This is a genomic window from Rathayibacter sp. VKM Ac-2803 (assembly GCF_009807175.1).
Taxonomy (GTDB): Bacteria; Actinomycetota; Actinomycetes; order Actinomycetales; family Microbacteriaceae; genus Rathayibacter.
On sequence record NZ_WUCD01000001.1, the window covers coordinates 1091137 to 1113095 of the forward strand.

Consider the following 21959-nt stretch of genomic DNA (forward strand, 5'->3'; position numbering starts at 1 on the left):
CTCCCGGGATGCGTCGGTGCCCGAGGGAGCGTCAGAGCGCGCGGAGGACGCGCTCGACGTGCGCGGCCGGCCAGCCCGGCTCGAAGGGGCGCGAGCGCAGCAGCCACCGGTGCAGGACCGGGCCGAGGAGGAGCTCGGCCGCCTCGTCCGCATCGGTGACGCCTCCGCGACGCAGCCGGTCGGCGACGGCGGCCAGCTGGGGCACGAGGAGGCGCTCGCGGTACTGCTCGGCGAGGGCGGCATCGGTCTGGATCGCGGCGGTGAGAGTGCGCAGCAGCGCCTCCCGGGGCGGATCGGTCAGCTCGGCGATCGTCCCGGTGACGAGCAGCTCGAGATCGGCGGCGAGGTCGCCGGTGTCGGGCACGGCGACCCGCCCGTCGGCGCCGAGACTCTCCGCGAGCAGTGCGTCGAAGAGGATCGCGCCGGTCGACGGCCAGGTGCGGTAGAGCGTCTGCTTGCTCACTCCTGCGCGCGCGGCGATGCCCTCCATGGTGAGGGGGCCGGTCTCGGCGAGTGCCAGGGCGGCGGTGTGCACGAGGGTCTGAGTCCGGAGGCGCGCCACGGGTTCGAGGGTACTCGACGAAACGAGACGGTGCGTCCAGTTCTGAGTAGGGTGGGCGGCATGACTGATGCCACCTGGATGATCACGGGCGCGGGCCGCGGACTGGGCCGGGCACTGACCGAGGCGGCCCTCGAGGAGGGGCACGCGGTCGTCGCGACGGTGCGCGGCGAGCACGATCTGCCTCCGCACGACCGACTCGTCGTGCACCGGCTCGACGTGCGCGAGCGAGCAGGGGCCGCCGAGGCCGTGGCGCGGGCGGTCGAGGCCTTCGGGGGGCTCGACGTGCTGGTCAACAACGCCGGGCACGGTCTGATCGGCGCCGCGGAGGAGGTGTCGGAGGAGGAGGCGCGCACGATCCTCGACACCGACCTGCTCGGGCCGCTCTGGCTGTGCCAGGCGGCGATCCCGGTGATGCGGGCCGCCGGCTCCGGGCACCTCGTGCAGATCTCGACCGTGGGCGCAGTCGGGACGATGCCGACGCTCGGCCTCTACAACGCGGCCAAGTGGGGGCTCGAGGGATTCAGTGAGGCCATGGCCGCCGAGATGCGGGCCTTCGGCATCCGCGTGACGATCGTCGAGCCGGGCGCCCTCGACACCGCTTGGGCGGGGAGCGGGATGCGCTTCAGCCGCCCGCTGCCCGCGTACGACCCGCTGCGGACCGAGTTGTTCGGGACGCCGACCGTGCCGTGGCCCGCGAGCTCCGGAGGCGAGGGGCTGGCACCGGCCGAGGCCGCGCGGGCGATCCTGGCGCACGTCGCGTCCGGCGACGACCGCCTCCGCCTGCTCGTCGGCGACGACGCGCCGGCCCAGGTCGCGGCGGCTCTCGAGCTGCGGCGCCGCGACTACGAGCGCGACGCGCGCTTTCCGCGCGGCTGAGCCGCCGATTCAGCAGAAGTCGCGGTAGTCGCACGCGAGTACCGCAACTTCTGCGGAGTCGTCGAGCCTCGAAGCGGCGCGGAGCCCGGGAGGCGACGTCCGGCTCGCGGAATCGCGTTCGGCTCGCGGGAAGGCGCCGATTCGACGAGCCGAACGTGCTCTGACGAGCCCGAGCGTCCCGGCGGCCGAGGTCCGGCTCGCGGAATCGCGTTCGGCTCGTGGGAAGGCGCCGATTCCACGAGCCGAACGCGTTCTCGCGAGCCGGAGGTGCCCGGCGGCAGCACCGGTCAGCGGGGCGTGTTCAGGAGGCGGTACCTCCGTTCGCGCTCGAGCAGGTCGGCGCGTTCGCGGCGCAGCGCGGCGACGTCGGCGTCGGTGAGGGGGAGGCGCCGGTCGCGCCGGCTCCACGCCACCAGCGCGACTCCGAGGCGGAGGGCGAGGCGGTCGAGGAGTCCGGCGGTGCGGCGTCGAGGTCGGGCGAGTGCGGTCGCTCCGAGTGCGGTGTTCACGAGAATGTCCTTCTGGCAGGGCGCGCAGGCGCGCCGAAGAGCGCCTTGAGGGCGCGGCGAGGAGCGCGCCGAGGGCGCGCGGAGGCGCCGCCGGGGAGGCGGCGCGGAGGCACCGCCGAGGAGGCGGCGCGGAGGACCTGCGAGGGTCCCGGACGGGACGTCGATCCGCACGGCGAGACCGTGGGACCGGGAGCTTCTTCAGCGCCGTCACCGTCTGAGCGATGACGAGCGGGAGGCTCGACCGGTCAGTCGGAGAGGGCGCCGAAGAAGCCGGCGGTGGTGGAATGCGTGGTGTTCTGCATGGCCAGGCTCCTTTCGTAGATCGGCTCCGACGACCGTAGCGGCCGGGGGTCGCGCCTCACAAGAGGCGGCGCGCATGAGGGCGGCCTCGATGTCCTCGAGCCGACGCGACCGGGCCGCGACGATGCGCGAGGCGGGGAGCCGCCGAATCGACGCACCGCTGGACACGGCCGGGCACGCTGTTCGTCATCTCTCGCCGCTCAGACGAGAGCACAGGGGCGAGAGCCGGCGAACGGGCCCCCGGGAGCGCACCCGCTCCTACGTCACAAACCTCTCGCCCCCGGGCGCACGTCACAGGCCGACGGCCGCGCCCTCACCCGCCGACGCGCTGCACCGAGTACACGACCCCCGTCTCGGGCCGCAGCAGCGGCGCCATGAGGCCCGCGCTCCCGAGCAGTCCGCCCGAGAGCTCGATGCCGGACTCGCCCCACCACGGAGCCGGCGTGACGCGGTCGCCGCCGCCTCCGATGGTCACCGGCGTCACCCGGTACACCGCCTCCGGGTCGAGGCCCGGCAGACGGAGGCGTCCCGGCGAGACCACTCCCGAGCGCGCGAGCGAGACGTACGAGTAGAGGGCGGCGCTCCGGTCGGAGGCGACCACGCCGTGCACCGCGAGGGTCTCGTCCGGGTGATCGAGCCGCACCAGGTCGCCGCCGTGCAGCAGGGCGCGGTGCTCCCGGTAGAAGGCGATCCACGCGCCGAGCTCGGCGCGCTCCGCGTCGCTCGCCGCGCGCAGGTCCCACTCGATGCCGAGGTGGCCGAACAGCGCGGTGACGGCGCGGAACGACAGGTCGTGCCAGCGGCCCGTCGTGTGCGAGACGCCCGAGGCGATGTGCGAGCCCATCAGCTCCGGCGGGATCAGCTGGGTCGTCCAGCGGTTCATCTGCTGGCGGTCGAGCGGATCGATGTTGTCGGACACCCAGACCCGGTCGGTGCGCTCGAGCACTCCGAGGTCGACGCGGGCGCCGCCGGAGGAGCACGACTCGATCTCGAGGGCCGGGTACCGCTCCCTGATCTCGTCGAGCAGCCGGTAGAAGGCGAGCGTCTGCGTGTGCACGCCGGCCCGGCCGCCGGGGGAGGTCCCGGCGTCCACGAGGTCGCGGTTGTGATCCCACTTGACGTAGGCGATGTCGTACTCGTCGAGGATCGCGAAGATCGCGCCGCGGATGTGCTCGAAGCACTCGGGGATCCCGAGGTTCAGCACCTGCTGGTTCCGCGAGGAGACCGGGAGGCGTCCGCCGGTCGCCATGATCCACTCGGGGTGCGCGCGGGCGAGATCGGAGTCGAGGTTGACCATCTCGGGCTCGAACCAGAGCCCGAACTGCATGCCGAGGGCGCGGACGCGGTCGACGAGCGGGTGCAGGCCCTGGGGCCACACGTCGGTCGAGACGGTCCAGTCGCCCAGCCCCGAGGTGTCGTCGCGGCGGCTGCCGAACCAGCCGTCGTCGAGGACGTAGCGCTCCACGCCGAGGGCGGCGGCCTGCTCGGCGAGCTCGACGAGGACGTCGAGGTCGTGGTCGAAGTAGACCGCCTCCCAGACGTTCAGCGTGACGGGGCGCGGGGAGGAGGGGTGCTGGGGCCGCGCCCGCAGCAGGCGGTGGAAGCGGCGGGCGACCGCGTCGAGGCCGACGCCGTGGGCGGCGTAGAGCCAGGGGCTCCGGTAGCTCTCGCCCTGCGCGAGCCGCACCTCGCCAGGGAGCAGCAGCTCGCCTCCGCCGAGTGTCTGCACGCCCGTCGAGACGCGCTCGACCTGGTGCACGTGGTTGCCCGACCAGCCGACGTGCAGGCTCCAGATCTCGCCGCCGGCGAAGCCGAAGCCGGGCTCGCCGACCGAGAGCAGCGTCGCGGCGTCGGCTCCGGTGCGACCGTGCCGGCCCTCGCGGCGGTGCGCGCCGATGGTCACGCTCGAGCGCTGCGGGACCCGCTCCTTGCCCCAGCGCCCGGCGAAGTCGAGGATCTCGCTCGCCGCGGGGGTGACGGGCAGGGCGAGGAGGAGCTCGTCGAGCTGGTAGACCTCGGCGCCGAGGTTCGTGACCTCGCCGCGCAGTCGAGCGATTCCGGAGGCGTCCATCTCGACCTCGAGATCGAGCGCGAGGGCGGCGACCGGGTCCTCCGCGCGCACCGACAGCACGCGCGCCTGGGCGACTCCGGTCAGCGGCTCGCCGTCCGCCAGGGCGCTGACGACCCGGAAGCGGGGCGAGAAGTCGGCGCCGGCGCGGGAGCCGTTCAGGCCGGGCCTGCCGCTCCAGCCGGTCCACTCCTCGGGGAGCAGGGCGAGCCTGACCGGCTCGTCCATGTCGTTCGGGCTGGGACGCGCGGCCGCTGAGAGCGCGAGCGCCTCGAAGGCGCGGGCGTCGAGCGGGCCGCAGTCGGTGCCCCAGTGCAGGACCGCGGGGAGGAGGGAGTCGCCGAGGTCGAGGACGAGGGCAACGCCGGCGGCGCGCAGGACGACTCCGGTCGGGGAGGTGGTGCCGGTCATGAGGAGGGTCCTTCCGAGTGGCCAGCCGCGCTGCGAGCGCCGCATCCGCAGGATTCGCGGAGGATGAGCTCGCCGTGGAACGCGGTGTGACCGGAGTGGGGCGATGAGGGGGAGGTGACGAGGTCGATGGCCCGGCGCGCCATGGCGGCGACGGGCTGCTCGAGGGTGGTGAGGCGGGGGATGCTGAACGCCGACTCCGAGGTGCCGTCGTACGAGATGATCGCGAGCTCCTCCGGGACGCGGATCCCCAGGTCGGAGGCTCCGCGCAGGAGTCCGATCCCCAGCAGGTCCGAGCCGGCGAAGACGGCGTCGGGCCGCCGGGAGCCCGAGAGCAGGCGCTCGGCGGCGAGCAGCCCGCCCTCCCTGGTCCAGCTGGTGATCTCGACGGAGCCGAGCGGGAGGCCGGCGGCCGAGAGTGCCTCGGCCCAGCCGATCTCGCGGGGGTCGGTGGCGCCGGTCGGGTCGGAGCTCGCGCCGAGCACCAGGTCGATCGACCGGCAGCCGTGCGCCTCGACGAGGTGCCGGACGACCGCGTGCGCACTGGCGACGGCGTCGAGGCCGATCGAGGGGGCCCCGGCGACGGGGCTGAACGAGTCGATCAGGACCGTCGGGATCGCCGGGTCGGCCGCGGGCTGCAGGCTCTCGTGGAACACGCTCGCGAGGATCACCCCGTCGACGCCCCGCGAGTGCATCTCGTTCAGGAGTCGCACTTCGCGCTCGGGGTCGTCGTGGGTGTTCGTGATGATCAGGGCGTAGCCGCGCTCGGCGGCGGCGCTCTCGATCTGCATCGCGAACTCGGCGAAGTACGGGTTGCTGCTGTCGGGCATGAGCAGGGCGAGCACGTGGGTCCGTCCCGTCCGCAGCGCCCGCGCACTGCTGTTGGGCCGGTAGCCGAGCTCCGCGATCGCCTCGCGCACGCGGCGCTGCTTCTCGGGGGTGACGTTCTTCGCCCCCGTGAGGACGTAGCTGACCACCGCGGTGCTCACCTGCGCCCGCTCCGCGACGTCGTTGCGGGTGGGAGCCCGCGGGGATCGTGGTGCGCTCGTCACGGTCGGCCTCCTCGGCCACGGCCCGGGGCCCGGACGATCCGGGCCCCCACCGCTTCGGCTATTCAAACAGCGCGTTGACCTGCTCGTTGGCGTCCGTGAGCGAGGACGGGTCGGCCTGGCCCTCGAGGACGGCGTCGACGGCGGGCGTCATGATGCCCGTGATCTTCGCCGCGTTGTCGGAGATCGGGAAGAGGAACGTGGTCCCGTCGTCGACCTGCTGGGTGAACGCGCTCACGTCGATGCCGCGCTCCGAGAACGCGGCCTGGGCCTTCTCGGTGCCGCTCGGGATAGCGGGGAACACCACGCCCTGCTCGCCGATGACGTCCTGGCAGGCGGGGGAGGCCATGTACTCGACCCAGGCCGCCGCGGCGTCCTTGTTGTCGGAGCCGGACCAGATCGAGTCGGCGAGGCCGTTGAACATCGTCGCGCGGGTGCCGTCGGGGCCGGCCGGCGTCGGCGCGATGCCGACCTCGACTCCGCTCAGACCGGTGAACGAGTTGATGTTCCACGAGCCGTTCGTGAGCATCGCGTACTTGCCGGCGCCGAAGGTCTGCGTCGAGTCGCTGCCCGTGACGGCGGCGACCGAGGGCATGTAGCCCTTCTCGATCAGTCCGGCCATCCAGCCGATGGTGTCCTGGAAGCGCTCGTCGTCGTAGTTGTACTGCGTGCCCCACGGGTTCTTGTCGGTGTAGTTCCAGCCGGTGGTGCCGGCGTACATGCTCCACTGGGTCTGGCCGTTGCCGCCGCCCGAGCCGCTGTCGAGGCCGAGGCCGTAGACGGCGACCCGGCTCTTGTCGAAGCCGGGCTCGTCGCCGCGGACGCCGTTCACATCGACCGTGAGGTGCGCGATCGCCTGCTCGTAGCTGCCGCCGTCGTCCGGGTTCCACTGCAGGGCGGCGATCTGCTCGGGCGTGTAGCCGCCGTCGGTGATGAGCGCCTGGTTGTAGAAGACGGCGACGGTGTCCCAGTCCTTGGGGAGTCCGTAGCGGCTGCCGTCCTGGCCGACCCACAGGTCGGCGAGGCCGTCCTGGTACTGGGTGACGTCGATGCCGTCCTTCTCGACGACGCCGTCGAGGGCGACGAGCTGGTCGTTGTTGACGAAGTCGGCGAACTTCGACAGGTGGTCGGTGAACACGTCCGGCGCGGTGCCGGCGACGAAGCCGTTGGTCAGCTTGGTCCAGTAGTCGTCCCACGAGTACTGCGAGATGGTCACGGTGACGTCGGGGTTCGCCTCCTGGAACCCGTCGGCGCAGCTCTGGTAGGCGGCCTTCTGGTTGTTGTCCCAGAGCCAGTAGTCGATGGTGCCCGAGGCTGCGCTGGTGTCGATGTCGGCGCTGTCGGCGGTCCCGGTGCCGGAGCCGCCGCCCACGCAGCCGGCGAGGGAGAGTCCGAGGGCGGTGACGCCGGCGAGGGTGAGGGCGGACCTCTGGAGGGTTCTGGACATGGTGCTGCGACCTTTCTGCTTCATTGCGAGGGAGGGGGTGCGAGGGGTTCGGGAGGGCGTCACTTGACGCCGGAGTAGCCGATGGAGTCGACGATGCGGCGCCCGAACGCGAGGAACAGGATCAGGACGGGGACGGCGGCGACGAGGGTCGCGGCCATCAGCCCTGCCCAGTCGGGGCTGCCGTTGGGGGTCTGCGAGCGGAACACGCCGAGCGCGACGGTGAGCACGCGCGACTCCTCCGTGTTGCCGGCGAGCAGCGGCCAGAAGTAGTCGTTCCAGGTGTTGATGTAGGTGAGGATCCCGAGCGTGGCGAGCGGGGCGACGCTCATCGGCACGATCAGCCGGAAGAAGATGCGGAGCTTGCCGGCGCCGTCGAGCTCGGCCGCCTCCTCGATCTCGCGGCTGATGCCGAGGAAGAACTGGCGGAGGAAGAACACCGCGAACGGGGTCATCAGCAGGGTCGGCAGGGCGAGCCCGGGGATCGTGTTGAGCAGCCCCAGGTCGCGCATCAGCACGAAGTTCGGCAGCGCCGTGAAGATCGGCGGGACCATCAGCGCCGTCAGGAACGCCGAGAACACGAGGTTCCGACCCGGCCAGCGCAGGCGGGCGAAGGCGTAGGCGGCGAGCGAGCAGAACAGCAGCTGACCGGCGGTGACGAGCGTCGCGTAGGCGACGGAGTTGCGCAGGTAGAGCCAGAAGTCGACGGAGGCGCCCGAGCCGCCCTCGGCGATCGCCTGCTCCTGCGTCGCGAAGCCGAGCACCCGGGCGAACGCGCCCCAGGTGAACTCGACCGGCAGGAGCGAGGTGGGGTTGCTCGCGAGGGCGTTCTCGGTCGAGAAGGCCGTGCGGATCATCCAGAAGAAGGGGAACAGCGTCACGAACAGGGCCACGATCATCGCGGTCCAGGCGAGGACCCGGCCGAACGAGGGGCGGCGGCGGCGGACGGCTCGGCGGGGCGAGCCGGGGTCGGGGGCGGCGGGGCCGACGACGGCGTCGGCGATCAGGGTGGAGGTCATCGGGGATCCCTAGGCGAGGTCGGACTGGTCGGCGCGCATCAGCCGGAGCTGGAAGAACGCGACGCAGGCGAGGATGAGGAGCAGGACGACCGAGATCGCACTGGCGTAGCCGAAGTCGTTCTCGCCGAAGCCGACCTGGTAGATGTAGTACTGGATCACCCGGGTGGCGTTGACCGGCCCGCCCCTGGTCGTCACGGCGACGGTGTCGAACACCTGGAACGACCCGGTGACGGTGATGACGAGCACCAGCGCGAGGATCGGCCGCAGCAGCGGGAGGGTGATCCTCCAGAACGAGCGCCACTCGCTCGAGCCGTCGATCGCCGCCGCCTCGTAGACGTACGGCGGGATCATCTGCAGCCCGGCGAAGACGAGCAGGGCGGTGTAGCCCATGTGCCGCCACACGTTCACCAGCGCGATGGTGGGGATCGCCCAGCCGGAGTCGGCGAAGAACGGGATCCGCGTGAGGCCGAGCCACTCGATCACGCTGTTCACGAAGCCGAGCTGGTAGTCGAGCAGCAGGAACCAGATCATCGCCGCGATCACGTTCGAGATCAGGAACGGCAGGAGGATCGTGCCGCGGATGACGACGGACTGCGTCAAGCGGTGCATCAGCACGGCGAGACCGACGGCGACGATCGTCTGCACGACGATGTTGATGGCGACGTACTGCAGGGTCACGCCGACCGAGTTCCAGAACAGCGGGTCGGAGGCGAGGCGCACGTAGTTGTCGAGGCCGATGAACGACGGGGCGCTCATCAGGTTGTAGTCGGTGAAGCTCAGGTAGATGCCGCGGACGGCGGGGGCGACGTAGAACGCGCCGAAGCCGATCGCCGCCGGCAGCACGAACGCGAGGGCGACGAGGATCTCGCGGCGCTTGGCGGCCCGGCGGCCGGGGGAGACCTTCGCGGGGAGGGCGGGGCGGGTCGCGGTCATCGGCTGCGCCGCTCGCCGCGGGGGGCGCGGGTCGGATGTGAGTGCACGGTGACTCCTTCGTCGAATGCCGTGGTGCTGCCCGGTCGGGCCTTTAGCTACTCGTGTAGCCAAGAGGGAAGCTACACGGGTAGATTCTTGGCGCGCAAGGTTTGCGCCAATGTCGTGACATATAGCCGTCGCTTGTCGTTCTTCGGCAGGCCGCGGCGAGAAGGAGCCCCCGTGACAGAGCTGTCCGTCCCCGCCCCCGACTCGATCCGGGTGCAGGTCGACCCCTCCGGCCCGTTCGTCGCGAGCGATCGCTCGGGCGTGCGGGTCGCGCTGACGGGGGTCGGTCACGGCCTCCGGATCGACGTCGCGGCGCTCGCCGGAGTCGCGCGGGTCGCCCTGCGCTGGCACGAGGCGACGCCCTCCTCGGCCCGCGTGCTCGGCGACGCATGGGAGCGCTCGTACGGCGAGCTGGAGTGGTGCGCGGTGCGACCGGAGCGCGTGCTGCCGTGGACGGCGCTGGTCGCCGACCCGGTCTCCGGGGTCACCCGGGGCTTCGGCGTCGAGGTCCGCGGCGGCGCCTTCGCGTTCTGGCAGGTCGACCCGCACGGGGTCACGCTGACGCTCGACCTGCGGAGCGGAGGAGCGGCCGTCCGCCCGGGCGACCGCGCGATCCACGCCGCCACCGTCCGCCGCACGACGTCCGACGCCGGAGCGTTCCGCGCGCAGCAGGAGCTGATGCGCCTCCTCTGCGCCGATCCGCTCGACACGGCGGGGCCACTGGTCGGCGCCAACAACTGGTACTACGCCTACGGTCGCGACTTCGGGCTCGACGCGGTGGTCCGCGACGCGCGCCTGGTCGCCGACCTCGCCGGCGACCACGCGGTGCGCCCCTTCGGCGTCATCGACGACGGCTGGAGCCTCGAGGGCACCGCCGACGGTCTCGCCTCCTCCCCGGGCCCGTGGCGGCGCGGTCGACCCCGGGAGTTCCCCGACATGGCCGCGGCCGCCGCAGCGATCCGGGAGGAGGGCGTGCGACCGGGCGTCTGGTTCCGGCCGCTGCTGACCCGCGACTCCTCGATCGAGGGCGCCCGTGCTGCCCGGGACGGTGCGATCGCGCTCGACCCGAGCTCGCCCGCGGTCCTCGAGCTCGTCACCGAGGACTTCGCCCGGCTGAGCGGCTGGGGCTTCGAGCTCATCAAGCACGACTTCTCGACCTACGACCTGCTCGGCCAGTGGGGCCCCGAGATGGGAGCGTCACCGGGCGGCGGGCCGGCGCTGCACGATCCCTCGGCGACCACGGCGGAGGCGCTCGTCGGCTTCTACCGCGCGGCACTGGCCGCCTCCGGTGATGCGATGGTCCTCGGCTGCGACGTCGTCGGGCACCTCGCGGCGGGCCTCGTGCACGCCCAGCGGATCGGCGACGACACCTCAGGACTCGACTGGGACCGCACCCGCCGCGTGGGCGTCAACACCATCGCCTTCCGGCTCGCGCAGCACGGCGCCTTCTTCACCGCCGACCCCGACTGCGTGGCGAGCACACCGGGCACCGACTGGGAGCTGAACCGCCGGTTCCTCGACCTCGTCGCCCGCAGCGGCACCGCGCTGTTCGTCTCGGTCGACCCCTCGACCCGCTCGGCCGCCGTCGACGACGACCTGGCGGCGGCCCTCCGGATCGCGCTCGACGGAGGCGCCCCCGGCGGCGTGGAGCCGGTCGACTGGCTCGACTCGCCCACTCCGTCGACCTGGTGCATCGGCGGCGAGAGCGTCGAGTACGACTGGCTCGAGGCCGGCGGAGCCGACCCGTTCGAGCCGTTCGTCTCGGCGAGCCCGGAGGCCTGACGGGCGGCTCGCGTGCTCCTCTCGAGCGGAGGGGGCGCCGGCGCCGGCCGACGTTCGAAGGGAGATGGGTCTCGATACGCCCCTGCGGGGCTGCGGGCTCGACCAGCGAGCTTGCGAAGGTCTGTGAGGAGAATCGACCTTCTGGGGATGGTCCCCTCCCTCGCTGATCGAGCCCGCAGCCGCGGAACGCGGCGTATCGAGATCCACGTCCATCAGAAGCCCGGGGCTGACGCCTGATCTGCTGACCTCCTGCGTGTGGTCCTCTTCTTCGCTGATCGAGTAGCCGCGGGACGCGGCGTATCGAGATCGACGTCCGTCAGTAGCCGGGGCAGAAGACCGATCCGCTGACGCTGGTGGGTCTCGATACGCCCCTGCGGGGCTACTCGACCAGCAGGGGGGGGGGCGAAGCGGCTCCGCCGCGTGCGGCGGCTGCGGTGCACCCCTCGGTCAGGGGGCGGGCGGTGCCTGCACGGAGTCGCGGCGGACCAGCGGGCAGGGCAGCAGGACGGGGTGCGATGCCAGCAGCAGCTCCTCGCCGCGGCCCGCGAGGAGGCCGACGAGGGTGTCGACCGCCCAGGCGCCCATCTCGTAGTGCGGGAGGGCGACGGTGGTGAGGGGCGGGTAGAGGCCCTCGGCGATGATCTCCTGGTTGTCGAAGCCGACGACGGAGAGGTCGCGGGGGATCTCGAGGTGCAGCTCGGCGGCGGCGCGGTAGGCGCCCATCGCCATGCGGTCGTTGTAGCAGAAGAGCGCGGTGGGCCGGTCGGCCCGCTCGAGCAGCAGCTTGCCCGCTCGGTAGCCGCCCGGGCTCTCGGAGAGCTCCTCGACGATCAGCGACTCGTCGATCGGGATACCGGCCTCGGTGAGGATCTCGCGGTAGGCCTGCAGGCGCAGGCGGGTCGCGGGCACGTCCTCCCGGTTGGTCAGGAACCCGATGCGCCGGTGCCCGGCGTCGACCAGCTCCGACACCGCGGCCCTCGCTCCGCCGACCTCGTCCGGGACCGCGGAGGGGATGAGCCCGCCGAGGTCGCGCGCGTCGATGAGGACGGTCGGCACCGACGGCGGGTGGGGGAGCGAGACCTCGCGGTGGAACATCGTGGCGAAGAGGATCCCGTCGACCTGCTGGCGGAGCAGCGTGTCGATGTCCGCGCTCAGGTCGGACGACTCGCGCACGGTGTTGATCAGGACCAGCGTCAGCCCGTGGGCGTGCGCCGCCTCCTGTGCGCCGAGGATGATCCGGCCGGCGTGCGGGGTGGTGGCGATCTCCTCGCTGATGAGGCCGATCATCTCGGTCCGCTGCCGACGCAGGCTCCGCGCGATCCGGTTCGCTCCGTAGCCGAGGCGGGCCGCGGTCGCCCGCACCCGCTCCCGGGTCTCGACGCTCGCCCGGGCCGACTCCACGTCGTTCAGGATGTGCGAGACCGTGGTGACGGAGACGCCCGCCTCGCGAGCGACGTCGCGGATGCCGACTGCCTTCTGCGCCATGTCCGACACCTCCTCGATCGTTCGCCGCCGCCGAGACTACCGGCGTCAGCCCTTGACGGCGCCGAGCGTGAGCCCGGCGACGATGTGGCGCTGGAGCACCAGGGTGAGCAGGATCACGGGCACCGAGTACAGGACGGCGAGGGCGGTCATCGCGCCCCAGTCGAGGCCGAACTGGGTCTGGAAGTTCGCGATCACGATCGGAGTCGTCTGCGCGCGGACGGCGGTGAGCAGCAGCGCGAACAGGAACTCGTTCCACGACGCGAGGAACGCGAAGATCGCGGTCACCGCGACTCCGCCCGCCGTGACCGGGATCACGACCCGCCACAGTGCGCCGAGCCGGCTCGCGCCGTCGATCTTCGCCGCCTCCTCGAGCTCGGCCGGGACCGCCTCGAAGAAGCTCGACATCAGCCAGATCGAGAGGGGCAGCGAGATCGTGGTGTGCGCGATCGCCAGGGCGAGGGACGTGTCGGCGATGCCGAGGCTCCGGAAGATCGAGATCATCGGCGCCCCGACGACGATCGGCGGGACCATCCGCATGACCAGCGCGCCGACGATGAAGACGCGCCCCAGGCGGGTCCGGAACCTCGTGACCGCGTAGGCCGCAGGGATAGCGAGGACGAGCGAGACGGCCGTGCTCAGCACCGCGGTGACGATGCTGTTGATGAACGAGGCGACGACTCCGTCCCGGGAGAGCGCCGCGGAGTAGTTGTCGAGCGTCCACTGGGTCGGCAGGATCCGCGGCGGGACCGAGATCGTCTCGAGCGGCGTCTTGAAGGACGTCAGCAGCATGTAGACGAACGGGAATCCGTACAGGACGACGGCGAGGGCGAGGGCGATCCAGATGATCGCGCGCGGGCCGACGCGGGTGGCTTCGAGGCCTTTCATGAGTTCTGCTCTCCACCGGGTCGCCAGATCGCGAGGATCGCGACGAGCGCGACGGCGAGCATGACGACGAGGTACATCGTGCCCATCGCGCTGGCGAGACCCGGATCTCCGAATCGGATCATGGTGCGGTAGATCAGCAGCGACATCGTCTCGGTGCTCTGCTGGGGTCCGCCGTTGGTCTGGATGAGGATCACGTCGAACGCGCGGGCGGCGTCGATCCCGCGCAGGATCAGTGCGACGGCGATGACGGGGCGCAGCAGCGGGATCACGATCCGGAAGAGGATCGCCGGGTAGCGCGCTCCGTCGAGGCGGGCGGCCTCGATGATGTCGCCGGGGATGTTCTGGAGGCCGGCGAACAGCACGAGGGTGATGAACGAGGTGGTCAGCCAGATGTCGGGGATGGCGACCGAGAACAGCGCGATCGAGGGGTCGCTCAGCCAGGCGATCTGGCCGGGCGAGGAGAGGATCCCGATCCGGGCGAGCACCTCGTTGACGATGCCGACGTTGTCGATCAGGAGGAACCGCCAGAGCAGCCCGGCCACGATCGGCGCGATCATCAGCGGGTACAGGAAGATCGTGCGGAAGACCCGGGACGCGTCGCCGAGGGCCGTGAAGAGCAGCGCGACACCCAGGCCGAGGACGAACTCGAGGGCGACGACGATGATCGTGTAGACGACCGTCCGCCACGACGCGTTCAGGAAGTCGGGCGAGGCGAACGCTGCGGCGTAGTTGCCGAGCCCGATGAAGTCGCGCGTCCCGCCGATCGGGTCGATCGAGAAGAACGAGTCGCCGACGAACTGCAGCAGCGGCCAGCCGACGAAGACGGCCAGGAACAGCGTCGCCGGGACCATCAGGAGGGTGGCGAAGCGCTTGTCGCTCAGCGAGCGGCGCGGGGGCCGGTCCGGCCGGGGGCCGGAGGGGGAGGTCCCCGTCCGGCCCGCGGCCGGCGCCTGAGTGGCGGAGGTCACTTCGCCACCAGGGTCTCGACCTGCTGCGCGGCGTCGTCGAGGAGCTGCTGGTTGTCGGCTCCGGGCTCGACCGACTTCTGCAGCATCGGGATCAGCACCGTGTCGACGATCTGCTGCCACTCGGCGACCGCGGGGCGCGGGAGGGTGGCGGGGGAGTTCAGGGTGTCGAGCAGCGGCTTGTAGTTCTCGAAGCCCTCGACGTCCTGGTACTTCTCGAGGACCGAGATGCGCGAGGCGAGGCCCAGGCTGGTCTCGGCGCTGAGCTCGTTGTTGTCGTAGGCGTACTGCACGAACTCGAGTGCCTTCTCCTGCTTCTCGCTCGCCTCCGCGACCGAGAGGTACCACGCGCCGGGCACTCCCGCGGGCCCGGCCTCGCCGCCGATCATCGGCGCGACTCCGACGTTGCCGGCGACCGCGGCGTCGGCCGGGATCTGCCGGTAGGCGTGCGCCCAGAAGCGCATCATGGCCGTCTGGCCCTGGTTGAAGAGGTTCTGCGCCCCGGCCCAGTCGAGCTGCGCGGCGCCGGGAGGAGCGTAGGGCAGCAGGCTCGTGTAGAAGTCGAGCGCCTCCTTGCTCTCGGCGTCGCCGAGCGAGACGGCTCCCTCGGTGTCCGTCACCATGGTCGTCTCGCCGGTCTGCGACAGCGTCGCGAGCCACTCCGTCTCGACGGCGCCCTTCACGTCGGTCCCGTACAGGTCGGTCGTGCCGTCGCCGTCGGTGTCCTGGGTGAAGAAGGCGGCTGCGTCGCGGTACTGCTGCCAGGTGGTCGGCGGGACGAGGTCGTAGCCGTACTCGGCCTTGAAGGCCGCCTGCTGAGCGGGGTCCTCGAAGAGGTCGGTGCGGTAGTAGAGGATCTCGGAGTTTGTCCACGCCGGCATGCCGACGTAGCTGCCGTCGACGTCCGCCTCCTCGACGAGGGAGGGGAAGAGGTCTGCGACGACGTCGTCGGTGTAGAGGTCGTCGAGCGGAGTCACGGCGCCGGCGAAGGCGGGCAGCCAGATCGCGTCGAGGGCCGCCACGTCGAACGAGACGCTGCCCGCGGAGAACTCGCTGTTGAGGCGGTTGTAGAGCCCGTCGTAGGGCAGCTCGACGAAGTCGACGGTCGTCCCCGTGTCCTCGGTGAACTTGTCCGCGATGGGCTGGAGCTCGACGAGACCGCCTGCCTCGACCAGGACGATGACCGTGTCGGCATCGCCGGAGGCGCCGGTGCCGCCGCCCGCGCCGCAGCCGGCGAGGACGGTGGTCGAGGCGAGGGCGACGGCGCCGACCAGGAGGACTCTGCGCCGGGCGAGGGGGCGGGGTGTTCTGCGAAGCGACATTGATTCGGCTCCAATCGAGAGCGCTGTGCGGGGGTGCCGGGGGGTCGACGGATGCCGACGAAGGACAGCATGCACGGGATGCCGACGTTTGACAAGACGTTTTGGCAAAACGTATTGTCACCTCATGACCTCGACCTCCATCGACGCGGCTGGACGTCTCGACGGCGCCCCCGCGCCTCGGGCGGAACGCCCCCGCATCCACTTCACCGCCGAGTCCGGCTGGATCAACGATCCGCACGGGATCACCGTCCACGACGGGCGGTACCACCTGTTCCACCAGTACGTGCCCGGCAGCGCGGTCTGGCAGCCGACCTGCCACTGGGGCCACGCGGTCGGGACGGACCTGCTGCACTGGGAGCGCCGCCCGATCGCACTCGCCCCGGGCGACGGCGACGGCGGGATCTGGACCGGTAGCCTCGTCGATGCGGAGGACGGTGCTCGCATCCTCTACACCTCGACGATCGCGGAGGATTACGCGCTCGGGCGGATCCGCGTCGCGCGCCCGACCGATCCGAGCTGGGACGTGTGGGAGAAGGGCGACGTCCTCCTCCGGCCGCCCGCCGACCTCGACCTCGTGGTCTTCCGCGATCCCTTCGTGCTCCGCGAGGAGGCCGGGTGGCGGATGTTCGTCGGCGCGGGCACCTCCTCCGGCGACGCGCTCGCGATCACCTACACCTCCGCCGACCTCGACTCGTGGCAGTACGACGGCGTCGCCGCCCGCCGCTCGACGAGCGAGCGCGAGCCGGTGTGGACGGGGGCGCTCTGGGAGTGCCCGCAGATCGTCGAGATCGACGGTCGGCACGTGCTGATCAGCTCCGTGTGGGACGCCGACGTCCTGCACTACGCGGCCTACGGGATCGGCGAGTACCGTGACGGCCGCTTCGAGGCGCGCGACTGGGGGCGGCTCAGCTTCGGCGACTCCTACTACGCCCCGTCGTTCTTCCGCGACGCGGAGGGCCGCCCCTGCCTGATGTTCTGGATGCGCGGCGTCGAGGACGCGGAGGCGGGCTGGACCGGTGCGCTCAGCGTCCCGCACCTGCTCGGGATCCGCGACGACCGGCTCGTCGTGCTGCCCCACCCCGCGTGGGCGTCGGCCCCCGGTGCTCCCGTCGACCTCGAGGATCTGACGGGTGCCCCGGTGCTGATCGGCTGGACCCCGGAGGGCGCGGGCGACCGGCTCGAGCTCGGGGCGGCGACGGCGCTGGTCTGGGACGGTGCCGCGGTCGCGCTCGAGCGCTCAGGCGCGGAGACCTCGAGCGCCCCCCACCGCGGCGGTCGCCTCGAGGTGCTCCTCGACGGGCCGGTCCTCGAGGTCGTGACCTCGGCCGGAGTGCTGGGCGGGCCGATCGCCCCGGCGACGAGCGCCCGCGCCGTCGGCGGGCGGGCGGAGGCGCGGGCGCTCGCCTGATCGAGCGGCGCCCGCCCTCCGTCAGTCCCCGATCCCGGGCGTGGCTCTGACGGCGTTGACGCTCCGGTCGGCGACGACCTCGGCGTCGGTCCCGGAGTCGAGGATCGTGTTGCCGACCGACTCGGCGTCGACGACGACGGTCGCGAGGGCGAGCCCGCCGGCGGCTCCGGTGTGCAGCAGCGCGTCCACCTGCGCCTCGAAGGCCGAGCCGCCCGAGGCCGCGCGCACGTCCTTGCCCACCATGTGGTTGGCGGCGATGTGGTTCCCGGTCCCCGCCGTCAGCCGGATGACGACCGGTCGCTCGCCGGCGGGACGGACCTTCTGCGAGTCGACCACCTCGGAGAAGTGGTTGCCGATCACGGAGTTGTCGCTGCCGTCGAGGACGAGGAGCCCGTCGCTGTCGGCCCGCCCGTTGTCGACGCCCAGGAACGGCGTCCACGGCTCGTGGTCGCGGAGGAGGTGGTTCGAGCCGACGAGGTTCTCGGAGCTGCCCGCCTCGAGCACGACCATCCCGGGGTAGAAGGAGTGCAGCCGGTTGTTGGTCACGCTCGACCGGGTGACGCCGCGGAGGCGGACGCTGCTCTCGCCGCGCGGGAAGACGTTGTTCGCCGTGATCAGCAGCCCGCCGTGGTTCTCGGCGTAGATCGAGTGACCGCGGGGTCCGGCTCCGATCAGGTTGTCGGTGATCTTCGACGCCTGACCCCAGCCACGCAGCTCGATGCAGGATCCGCACTCGGCGATGAAGTTGTCGTGGATCGAGAACGCGTCGGCGTTGTCGATCCGGAGGGCGTGCTCGAGGTAGACGAACCCCATGCCGGTGACGCGGAACGAGTCGTTGGCGCCGGCGACGCGGATGCCGGTCCTCCCGTTGACGTAGGTGTTCTCGGGGTGCCGGTCGGAGCCGTCCGCCTCGAAGTGCAGCCCGTCGATGCAGAAGTCCGCGAACTCGACCGAGCTGATCCGGGGGCTGCCCTCGCGCTTCACGAGGAACGCCGCCCCCTCGCTCTCGTCGGCGCCGTCGGCCACGGGGATCCGGACCATGATCCGGCTGCCCCCCGGCCAGAGCTCGTGCAGGTCGGGCCACTCCTCCTCGGGCACGTTGAAGCGGATGCTCGACGAGGTGAAGCCGTGCCCGGAGCCCTGGATCCTGAGGTAGCTGATGTCGATCACGACCTGCGTCAGGAGGGGGTAGTCGCCGGGCGGCACGACGATCACGGCCCCCGGCTTGCCGCGGCTGTCGTCATCGGTGGCCGTCTGCCGGCTCTTGATGTCGGCGAGGATGCTGGTGAAGACCTCGCCGATGTCCTCGAAGGGATCGCCGATCGGCCAGGTGGTCACGTCGTAGAGGTTGGCGGACGGCATGGGTGTCTCTCTCGCTCTCGGGTCGGTGCTGGGGTGGAGGGGGGCGCGGCGGGCGGCCGCGCCCCCCTCCTGTCTCTGCCTCTGCAGGTCAGGGTGTCGGACGGAATCCGTAGCTGGTCGTCGCGGCCCTGAACTGCGCCTCGGTGCCGCTGTCGAACACGCGCGAGTTCGTCGTGCCGGCGTCGAGCACCACGGTGTGGACGACGAGGTTCGTGATCACGTGGTTCGCGCCGATCTGGTTCTGGTCCCCCGACTGCACGCGGAAGACGGCGGGCGTCGCTCCCGCCGGCGCGACCTGCTCCGGCGGCATGATCAGCGAGACGTGGTTCGCGGTGATCGTGTTGCCGTCGCCGTTCACCTGGACGACGCCGAACAGGTCGTCGCGGCCGTTCCCGACCCCGATGAAGGGCCCGAAGGTCTCGACCTGGCGCTCGAGCACGTTGGAGGCGATCAGGTTCTCCTTGCAGTTCCCCTCGAGGGTGATCATGCCCGGGTAGAAGGAGTGCAGGCGGTTCGACGAGACGCTCGAGCGGTAGCAGTTCTTCAGGTGCACCGAGTCGATCCCGCGCGGGAACACGTTGTTCCCGGTGATCAGGAGTCCGTTGTGCCCCTCCGCGAAGAGCGAGAAGCCGACGGGACCGGCCCCCAGGTGGTTGTCGCTCACCTTCGACGCCTGGCCCGAGCCGACGAGCTCGATGCAGCTGCCGCACTCGGCGAGGAAGTTGCCCGAGACGTCGAGGGCGTCGGCGTCCTGGACGATGAGCCCGCGCTCGAGGTAGACCATGCCCATGCCGCGCACCCGCGTCGTGTCGGTCGCCGTGGCGAACCGGATGCCGACCTTGCCGTTGCGGTAGGAGTTCTCGTCGGCGCCGAACGAGACTCCGTCGAGGCAGAAGTTCTCGAAGGTGACCGAGTTGAGGCGGGGGTCGCCCGTGCGGGTGACGAGGAACGCCTCCGAGGTGCCGTCGGTGTTCTCGACGCGGACGTGGCTGCCGCCGGGGTTCAGCTCCTTCCACGCCGAGGTGACGCCGGCGTTGTAGCGGATGCTGAGCGAGGTGAAGCCGTGGCCGGATCCGCGGATCGTCAGGTAGCTGATGTCGACGACGACGCGGGTCTTCAGCGAGTAGGTCCCCGGCGGGATGTAGACGACGGCGCCGGGCTTGTCGGCCTGGGCGGGCTGCGTGCGCTTGATCTCGGCGATGATGTCGTTGATCACGGCGCCCAGATCGCTCTGCGCGGTCACCTTCCGGCCGCGCACCTTCCAGTCGGTGACGTCGTAGACGTTCGAGACACGGGCGTCGCTCGACGTCGTCGCGACGGCGGCGGTCACAGCAGGCCCACCGGGACGGAGCGGCGGCCCGCGGCGACCGGGGCGGCAGCGGCAGCGGCAGCCGGCTCGAGCTGACCGGACCACGCGGCGACGACGGTGCTGATGCTCGCCGCGACCCGGAGGACGGTGCGGCGGCTGAGGACGGGGGTGGACATGCTGTCTCCTCTTCGAGTGCAGGTCGCTCGGCGGACGATGTCCACCGGCGGCCGCCAAAACGTTTTGGCACGCGACGACAAGACTAGTGCCGAGTCGCCGGCGAACGGAAGGGCCGGCTCGCTGGTGGGCAGCTCGAGTCGTGCCGTTCGTCGCTGTGGAGCGCAACGGCCCGCTAGTCGGCCCAGCCTGCGCGGGTCAGCCGTTCGAGGAGGCGGGTCAGCGTCTGCACGTCGGCGTCTGGCCAGGCGCTGACGCGGTCGCCGAACTCGCCGCCGCGCTCCGCGAGCACGCGGGCGACGCGCTCCTCGCCCGCCGTCGTCAGGCCGACGATGACTCCGCGTCGGTCCGTCGGATCGGGAGTGCTCTCGACCAGCCCCAGCGCGCGCATCCGCCCGAGGAGCGTGCTGGTCGAGCTGCGGTCCATGCCGAGCGCTTCGGCGATGACGCTGGGCCTCGCGGGCCCGAAGGCGTGCAGCCACCGCGCGATGTGGAACGCCGCCGGCTGCAGCTGCTCGTGGAAGGAGGCGGCGCTGCGCTCGCTCAGCGCGCGGGTCGCGCTCAGCAGTGCGTTGATGCCCTCCCCGAGGGCCAGCTCGAGGTCGCGCCGATCCGTCGATGTCGTTTGCACATCCCCATCATACTTCCTAAGGTGATGGGCATCGACAAACTACTCGATCGCCCTCTCCGAGCGGTGGCCCGGGCGCCGACGAGGCCGCCGCTTCGCCCGCTGGACCGACAGAAGGACCCGTCCCATGACATCCGCGCCGCTCATCGTCATCACCGGAGCCACCAACGGCCTCGGCCGCATCGCCGCCGGCGACCTCGCCCGACAGGGCGCCCGCCTCGCCATCACCGCCCGGAGCCGGTCGAAGGCCGACGAGACACGCGCCGAGATCCTCGCTCGCTCTCCTCGCGCCGAGATCGACGTGTTCCTCGCCGACTTCACCCGCGTCGCCGACACCCGGAGGGTGGCTGCGGAGATCGGAGCCCGCTACGACCGGATCGACGTGCTCGTCAACAACGCGGGCCTCCACGCCTTCGAACCCCGCATCACCCCCGACGGACTCCCCGAGATGATCGCCGTGAACTACCTCACGCCCTTCATCCTGACGAACGCCCTCCTGCCCCACTTGCACCGCGCTCCCGCCGGGCGCATCGTCACCGTCGCCTCCGAAGCCTCGCGCCGGCACGGCACCCTGACGCTGCCCGGCGACCTCACCGACACGACCGCGTTCACGGCGCGCGGCTCCTCCGAGCCCTACGGGAAGTCCAAGCTGCTCGACATCATGTTCAGCCTCGAGCTCGCCCGCCGCCTGGCCGGCACGAGCGTGACCGCGAACTGCCTCGACCCCGGCTTCAACACCACCGGCCTCGGCCGAGAGCTCGGCGTCGCCGCCCGCCTCGAGCGCATCCTCACCGCGCTGCACATCGGGGACCCCCGGCGAGGCGCCGACCTCATCACCGCCCTCGCCACCGACGCGGAGTACCTCCGACGCACCGGTCTGTACGTCACGGCCCGCGGTCGCCGGGAGATCCGTCCCGTCTCTCCCGGTGACGACGCTGCGAGGCGGGCGCAGCTGTGGACGGCGACCGAGGAGCTCATCGCGACACTCGCCTGACGACGCTCGCCGGGAGCTCGCGGTTGACCCGTTTCCCGCAGCGGCCGAGCATGGGGCATGGCCTCCGTCGAGCACTTCAGCATCCCCGTCGACGACATCGAGCGGGCGCGCGCCTTCTACTCCGACGTCTTCGGGTTCGGCTACGAACCGTGGGACGCCACGCGCGGCGTGCTCCGCACAGGAGGCGGGATCGACGGCGACCTGCACGTGCGCGCCGAGCTGCCGCACCCGACGATCACGGTCTCGGTCGACGACCTCGAGGCGACGATCGCCGCGGTCCTCGCGCACGGCGGCGAGCAGCTCGGCGCGATCGAGGCGCTCACGGAGTCGTCGCGGTCGGCGTACGTGCGCGACAGCGAGGGGAACATCCTCGCCCTCTTCGGCGAGTAGCCCGGGCGCGCCGCCGGCCCTCGACCGGGCGGGGGCGCGAGC

The 21959-nt window shown here is 71.6% G+C and carries 20 protein-coding genes; 5 read left to right on the forward strand and 15 right to left on the reverse strand.

What is annotated here, in order from left to right; all coding sequences use genetic code 11:
- Positions 1-31 precede the first annotated feature (31 nt).
- Complete coding sequence (locus GRS96_RS05020) at positions 32-562, reverse strand: TetR/AcrR family transcriptional regulator (protein ID WP_159987896.1); 531 nt, start codon at positions 560-562, stop codon at positions 32-34.
- 60 nt (positions 563-622) lie between these two features.
- On the opposite strand from GRS96_RS05020, the gene GRS96_RS05025 reads away from it, so the two are divergent.
- Positions 623-1438 carry an SDR family NAD(P)-dependent oxidoreductase gene (locus GRS96_RS05025; protein ID WP_204162033.1) on the forward strand — a complete coding sequence of 272 codons (816 nt, stop codon included), beginning with the start codon at positions 623-625 and terminating at the stop codon, positions 1436-1438.
- A gap of 287 nt (positions 1439-1725) precedes the next feature.
- Here GRS96_RS05025 and GRS96_RS05030 read toward each other — a convergent pair whose 3' ends face one another.
- The 6 genes from GRS96_RS05030 to GRS96_RS05055 all read right to left on the reverse strand — a co-directional run bounded on the left by GRS96_RS05030 (position 1726) and on the right by GRS96_RS05055 (position 9168).
- Entirely contained in the window at positions 1726-1947 is a 222-nt protein-coding gene (locus tag GRS96_RS05030; RefSeq protein WP_159987897.1) for a hypothetical protein, read from the reverse strand.
- Positions 1948-2560: 613 nt separating this feature from the next.
- On the reverse strand, positions 2561-4726 hold the full coding sequence (locus tag GRS96_RS05035; RefSeq protein WP_159987898.1) for an alpha-galactosidase: 2166 nt from the start codon (positions 4724-4726) through the stop codon (positions 2561-2563).
- Positions 4723-5775, reverse strand: a complete 1053-nt coding sequence (locus GRS96_RS05040) for a LacI family DNA-binding transcriptional regulator (RefSeq protein WP_159987899.1) — start codon at positions 5773-5775, stop codon at positions 4723-4725. Before GRS96_RS05040 ends, GRS96_RS05035 begins: the two co-directional genes overlap by 4 nt.
- Positions 5776-5833: 58 nt before the next feature.
- Positions 5834-7219, reverse strand: a complete 1386-nt coding sequence (locus GRS96_RS05045) for an ABC transporter substrate-binding protein (protein ID WP_159987900.1) — start codon at positions 7217-7219, stop codon at positions 5834-5836.
- Positions 7220-7278: 59 nt separating this feature from the next.
- The gene (locus GRS96_RS05050) at positions 7279-8235 is read right to left on the reverse strand and encodes a carbohydrate ABC transporter permease (RefSeq protein ID WP_159859327.1); all 957 of its coding nucleotides are present in this window, start codon (positions 8233-8235) and stop codon (positions 7279-7281) included.
- 9 nt (positions 8236-8244) lie between these two features.
- A complete protein-coding gene (locus GRS96_RS05055) occupies positions 8245-9168 on the reverse strand; it encodes a carbohydrate ABC transporter permease (RefSeq protein WP_159859330.1) in 924 nt (307 codons plus the stop codon).
- Between the two features lie 219 nt (positions 9169-9387).
- On the opposite strand from GRS96_RS05055, the gene GRS96_RS05060 reads away from it, so the two are divergent.
- Positions 9388-10995 (forward strand): hypothetical protein, encoded by a 1608-nt coding sequence (locus GRS96_RS05060; protein WP_159859333.1) that lies wholly within the window; start codon positions 9388-9390, stop codon positions 10993-10995.
- A gap of 447 nt (positions 10996-11442) precedes the next feature.
- Here the strand turns inward: GRS96_RS05060 and GRS96_RS05065 are convergent, their stop codons facing one another.
- From GRS96_RS05065 to GRS96_RS05080, 4 genes are all read right to left on the reverse strand, one after another.
- Entirely contained in the window at positions 11443-12480 is a 1038-nt protein-coding gene (locus GRS96_RS05065) for a LacI family DNA-binding transcriptional regulator (RefSeq protein ID WP_159859336.1), read from the reverse strand.
- A gap of 45 nt (positions 12481-12525) precedes the next feature.
- Positions 12526-13365 (reverse strand): carbohydrate ABC transporter permease, encoded by an 840-nt coding sequence (locus tag GRS96_RS05070; RefSeq protein ID WP_159859339.1) that lies wholly within the window; start codon positions 13363-13365, stop codon positions 12526-12528.
- Positions 13362-14216, reverse strand: a complete 855-nt coding sequence (locus GRS96_RS05075) for a carbohydrate ABC transporter permease (protein ID WP_159859413.1) — start codon at positions 14214-14216, stop codon at positions 13362-13364. Before GRS96_RS05075 ends, GRS96_RS05070 begins: the two co-directional genes overlap by 4 nt.
- 113 nt (positions 14217-14329) lie before the next feature.
- A complete protein-coding gene (locus GRS96_RS05080; RefSeq protein ID WP_159859342.1) occupies positions 14330-15652 on the reverse strand; it encodes an ABC transporter substrate-binding protein in 1323 nt (440 codons plus the stop codon).
- A 124-nt stretch (positions 15653-15776) separates the two neighbouring features.
- Between GRS96_RS05080 and GRS96_RS05085 the strand changes: the two genes are divergently transcribed.
- Positions 15777-17060, forward strand: coding sequence for a glycoside hydrolase family 32 protein (locus GRS96_RS05085; protein ID WP_159987901.1), 1284 nt, complete (start codon positions 15777-15779; stop codon positions 17058-17060).
- A gap of 21 nt (positions 17061-17081) precedes the next feature.
- On the opposite strand, the gene GRS96_RS05090 is transcribed toward GRS96_RS05085, so the two are convergent.
- From GRS96_RS05090 to GRS96_RS05105, 4 genes are all read right to left on the reverse strand, one after another.
- Positions 17082-18422, reverse strand: a complete 1341-nt coding sequence (locus tag GRS96_RS05090) for a NosD domain-containing protein (RefSeq protein WP_159987902.1) — start codon at positions 18420-18422, stop codon at positions 17082-17084.
- Between the two features lie 88 nt (positions 18423-18510).
- Positions 18511-19752, reverse strand: coding sequence for a NosD domain-containing protein (locus tag GRS96_RS05095; protein WP_159987903.1), 1242 nt, complete (start codon positions 19750-19752; stop codon positions 18511-18513).
- Entirely contained in the window at positions 19749-19907 is a 159-nt protein-coding gene (locus tag GRS96_RS05100) for a hypothetical protein (protein WP_159859353.1), read from the reverse strand. The genes GRS96_RS05095 and GRS96_RS05100 overlap by 4 nt, the downstream gene beginning before the upstream one ends.
- A 173-nt stretch (positions 19908-20080) precedes the next feature.
- On the reverse strand, positions 20081-20536 hold the full coding sequence (locus tag GRS96_RS05105; protein WP_159987904.1) for a MarR family winged helix-turn-helix transcriptional regulator: 456 nt from the start codon (positions 20534-20536) through the stop codon (positions 20081-20083).
- Between the two features lie 124 nt (positions 20537-20660).
- Between GRS96_RS05105 and GRS96_RS05110 the strand changes: the two genes are divergently transcribed.
- Complete coding sequence (locus tag GRS96_RS05110; RefSeq protein WP_159987905.1) at positions 20661-21527, forward strand: SDR family NAD(P)-dependent oxidoreductase; 867 nt, start codon at positions 20661-20663, stop codon at positions 21525-21527.
- 57 nt (positions 21528-21584) lie between these two features.
- Positions 21585-21917 carry a VOC family protein gene (locus GRS96_RS05115; RefSeq protein WP_159987906.1) on the forward strand — a complete coding sequence of 111 codons (333 nt, stop codon included), beginning with the start codon at positions 21585-21587 and terminating at the stop codon, positions 21915-21917.
- The last annotated feature ends 42 nt before the right edge of the window (positions 21918-21959 follow it).

Coding starts and splice junctions, on each gene's coding strand:
- GRS96_RS05025 (WP_204162033.1), top strand. CDS start 623: ATGACTGATGCCACCTGGATGATCACGGGCGCGGGCCGCGGACTGGGC.
- GRS96_RS05035 (WP_159987898.1), bottom strand. CDS start 4,726: ATGACCGGCACCACCTCCCCGACCGGAGTCGTCCTGCGCGCCGCCGGC.
- GRS96_RS05045 (WP_159987900.1), bottom strand. CDS start 7,219: ATGTCCAGAACCCTCCAGAGGTCCGCCCTCACCCTCGCCGGCGTCACC.
- GRS96_RS05050 (WP_159859327.1), bottom strand. CDS start 8,235: ATGACCTCCACCCTGATCGCCGACGCCGTCGTCGGCCCCGCCGCCCCC.
- GRS96_RS05055 (WP_159859330.1), bottom strand. CDS start 9,168: ATGACCGCGACCCGCCCCGCCCTCCCCGCGAAGGTCTCCCCCGGCCGC.
- GRS96_RS05065 (WP_159859336.1), bottom strand. CDS start 12,480: ATGGCGCAGAAGGCAGTCGGCATCCGCGACGTCGCTCGCGAGGCGGGC.
- GRS96_RS05070 (WP_159859339.1), bottom strand. CDS start 13,365: ATGAAAGGCCTCGAAGCCACCCGCGTCGGCCCGCGCGCGATCATCTGG.
- GRS96_RS05075 (WP_159859413.1), bottom strand. CDS start 14,216: ATGGTCCCGGCGACGCTGTTCCTGGCCGTCTTCGTCGGCTGGCCGCTG.
- GRS96_RS05080 (WP_159859342.1), bottom strand. CDS start 15,652: ATGTCGCTTCGCAGAACACCCCGCCCCCTCGCCCGGCGCAGAGTCCTC.
- GRS96_RS05085 (WP_159987901.1), top strand. CDS start 15,777: ATGACCTCGACCTCCATCGACGCGGCTGGACGTCTCGACGGCGCCCCC.
- GRS96_RS05090 (WP_159987902.1), bottom strand. CDS start 18,422: ATGCCGTCCGCCAACCTCTACGACGTGACCACCTGGCCGATCGGCGAT.
- GRS96_RS05100 (WP_159859353.1), bottom strand. CDS start 19,907: ATGTCCACCCCCGTCCTCAGCCGCCGCACCGTCCTCCGGGTCGCGGCG.
- GRS96_RS05110 (WP_159987905.1), top strand. CDS start 20,661: ATGACATCCGCGCCGCTCATCGTCATCACCGGAGCCACCAACGGCCTC.
- GRS96_RS05115 (WP_159987906.1), top strand. CDS start 21,585: ATGGCCTCCGTCGAGCACTTCAGCATCCCCGTCGACGACATCGAGCGG.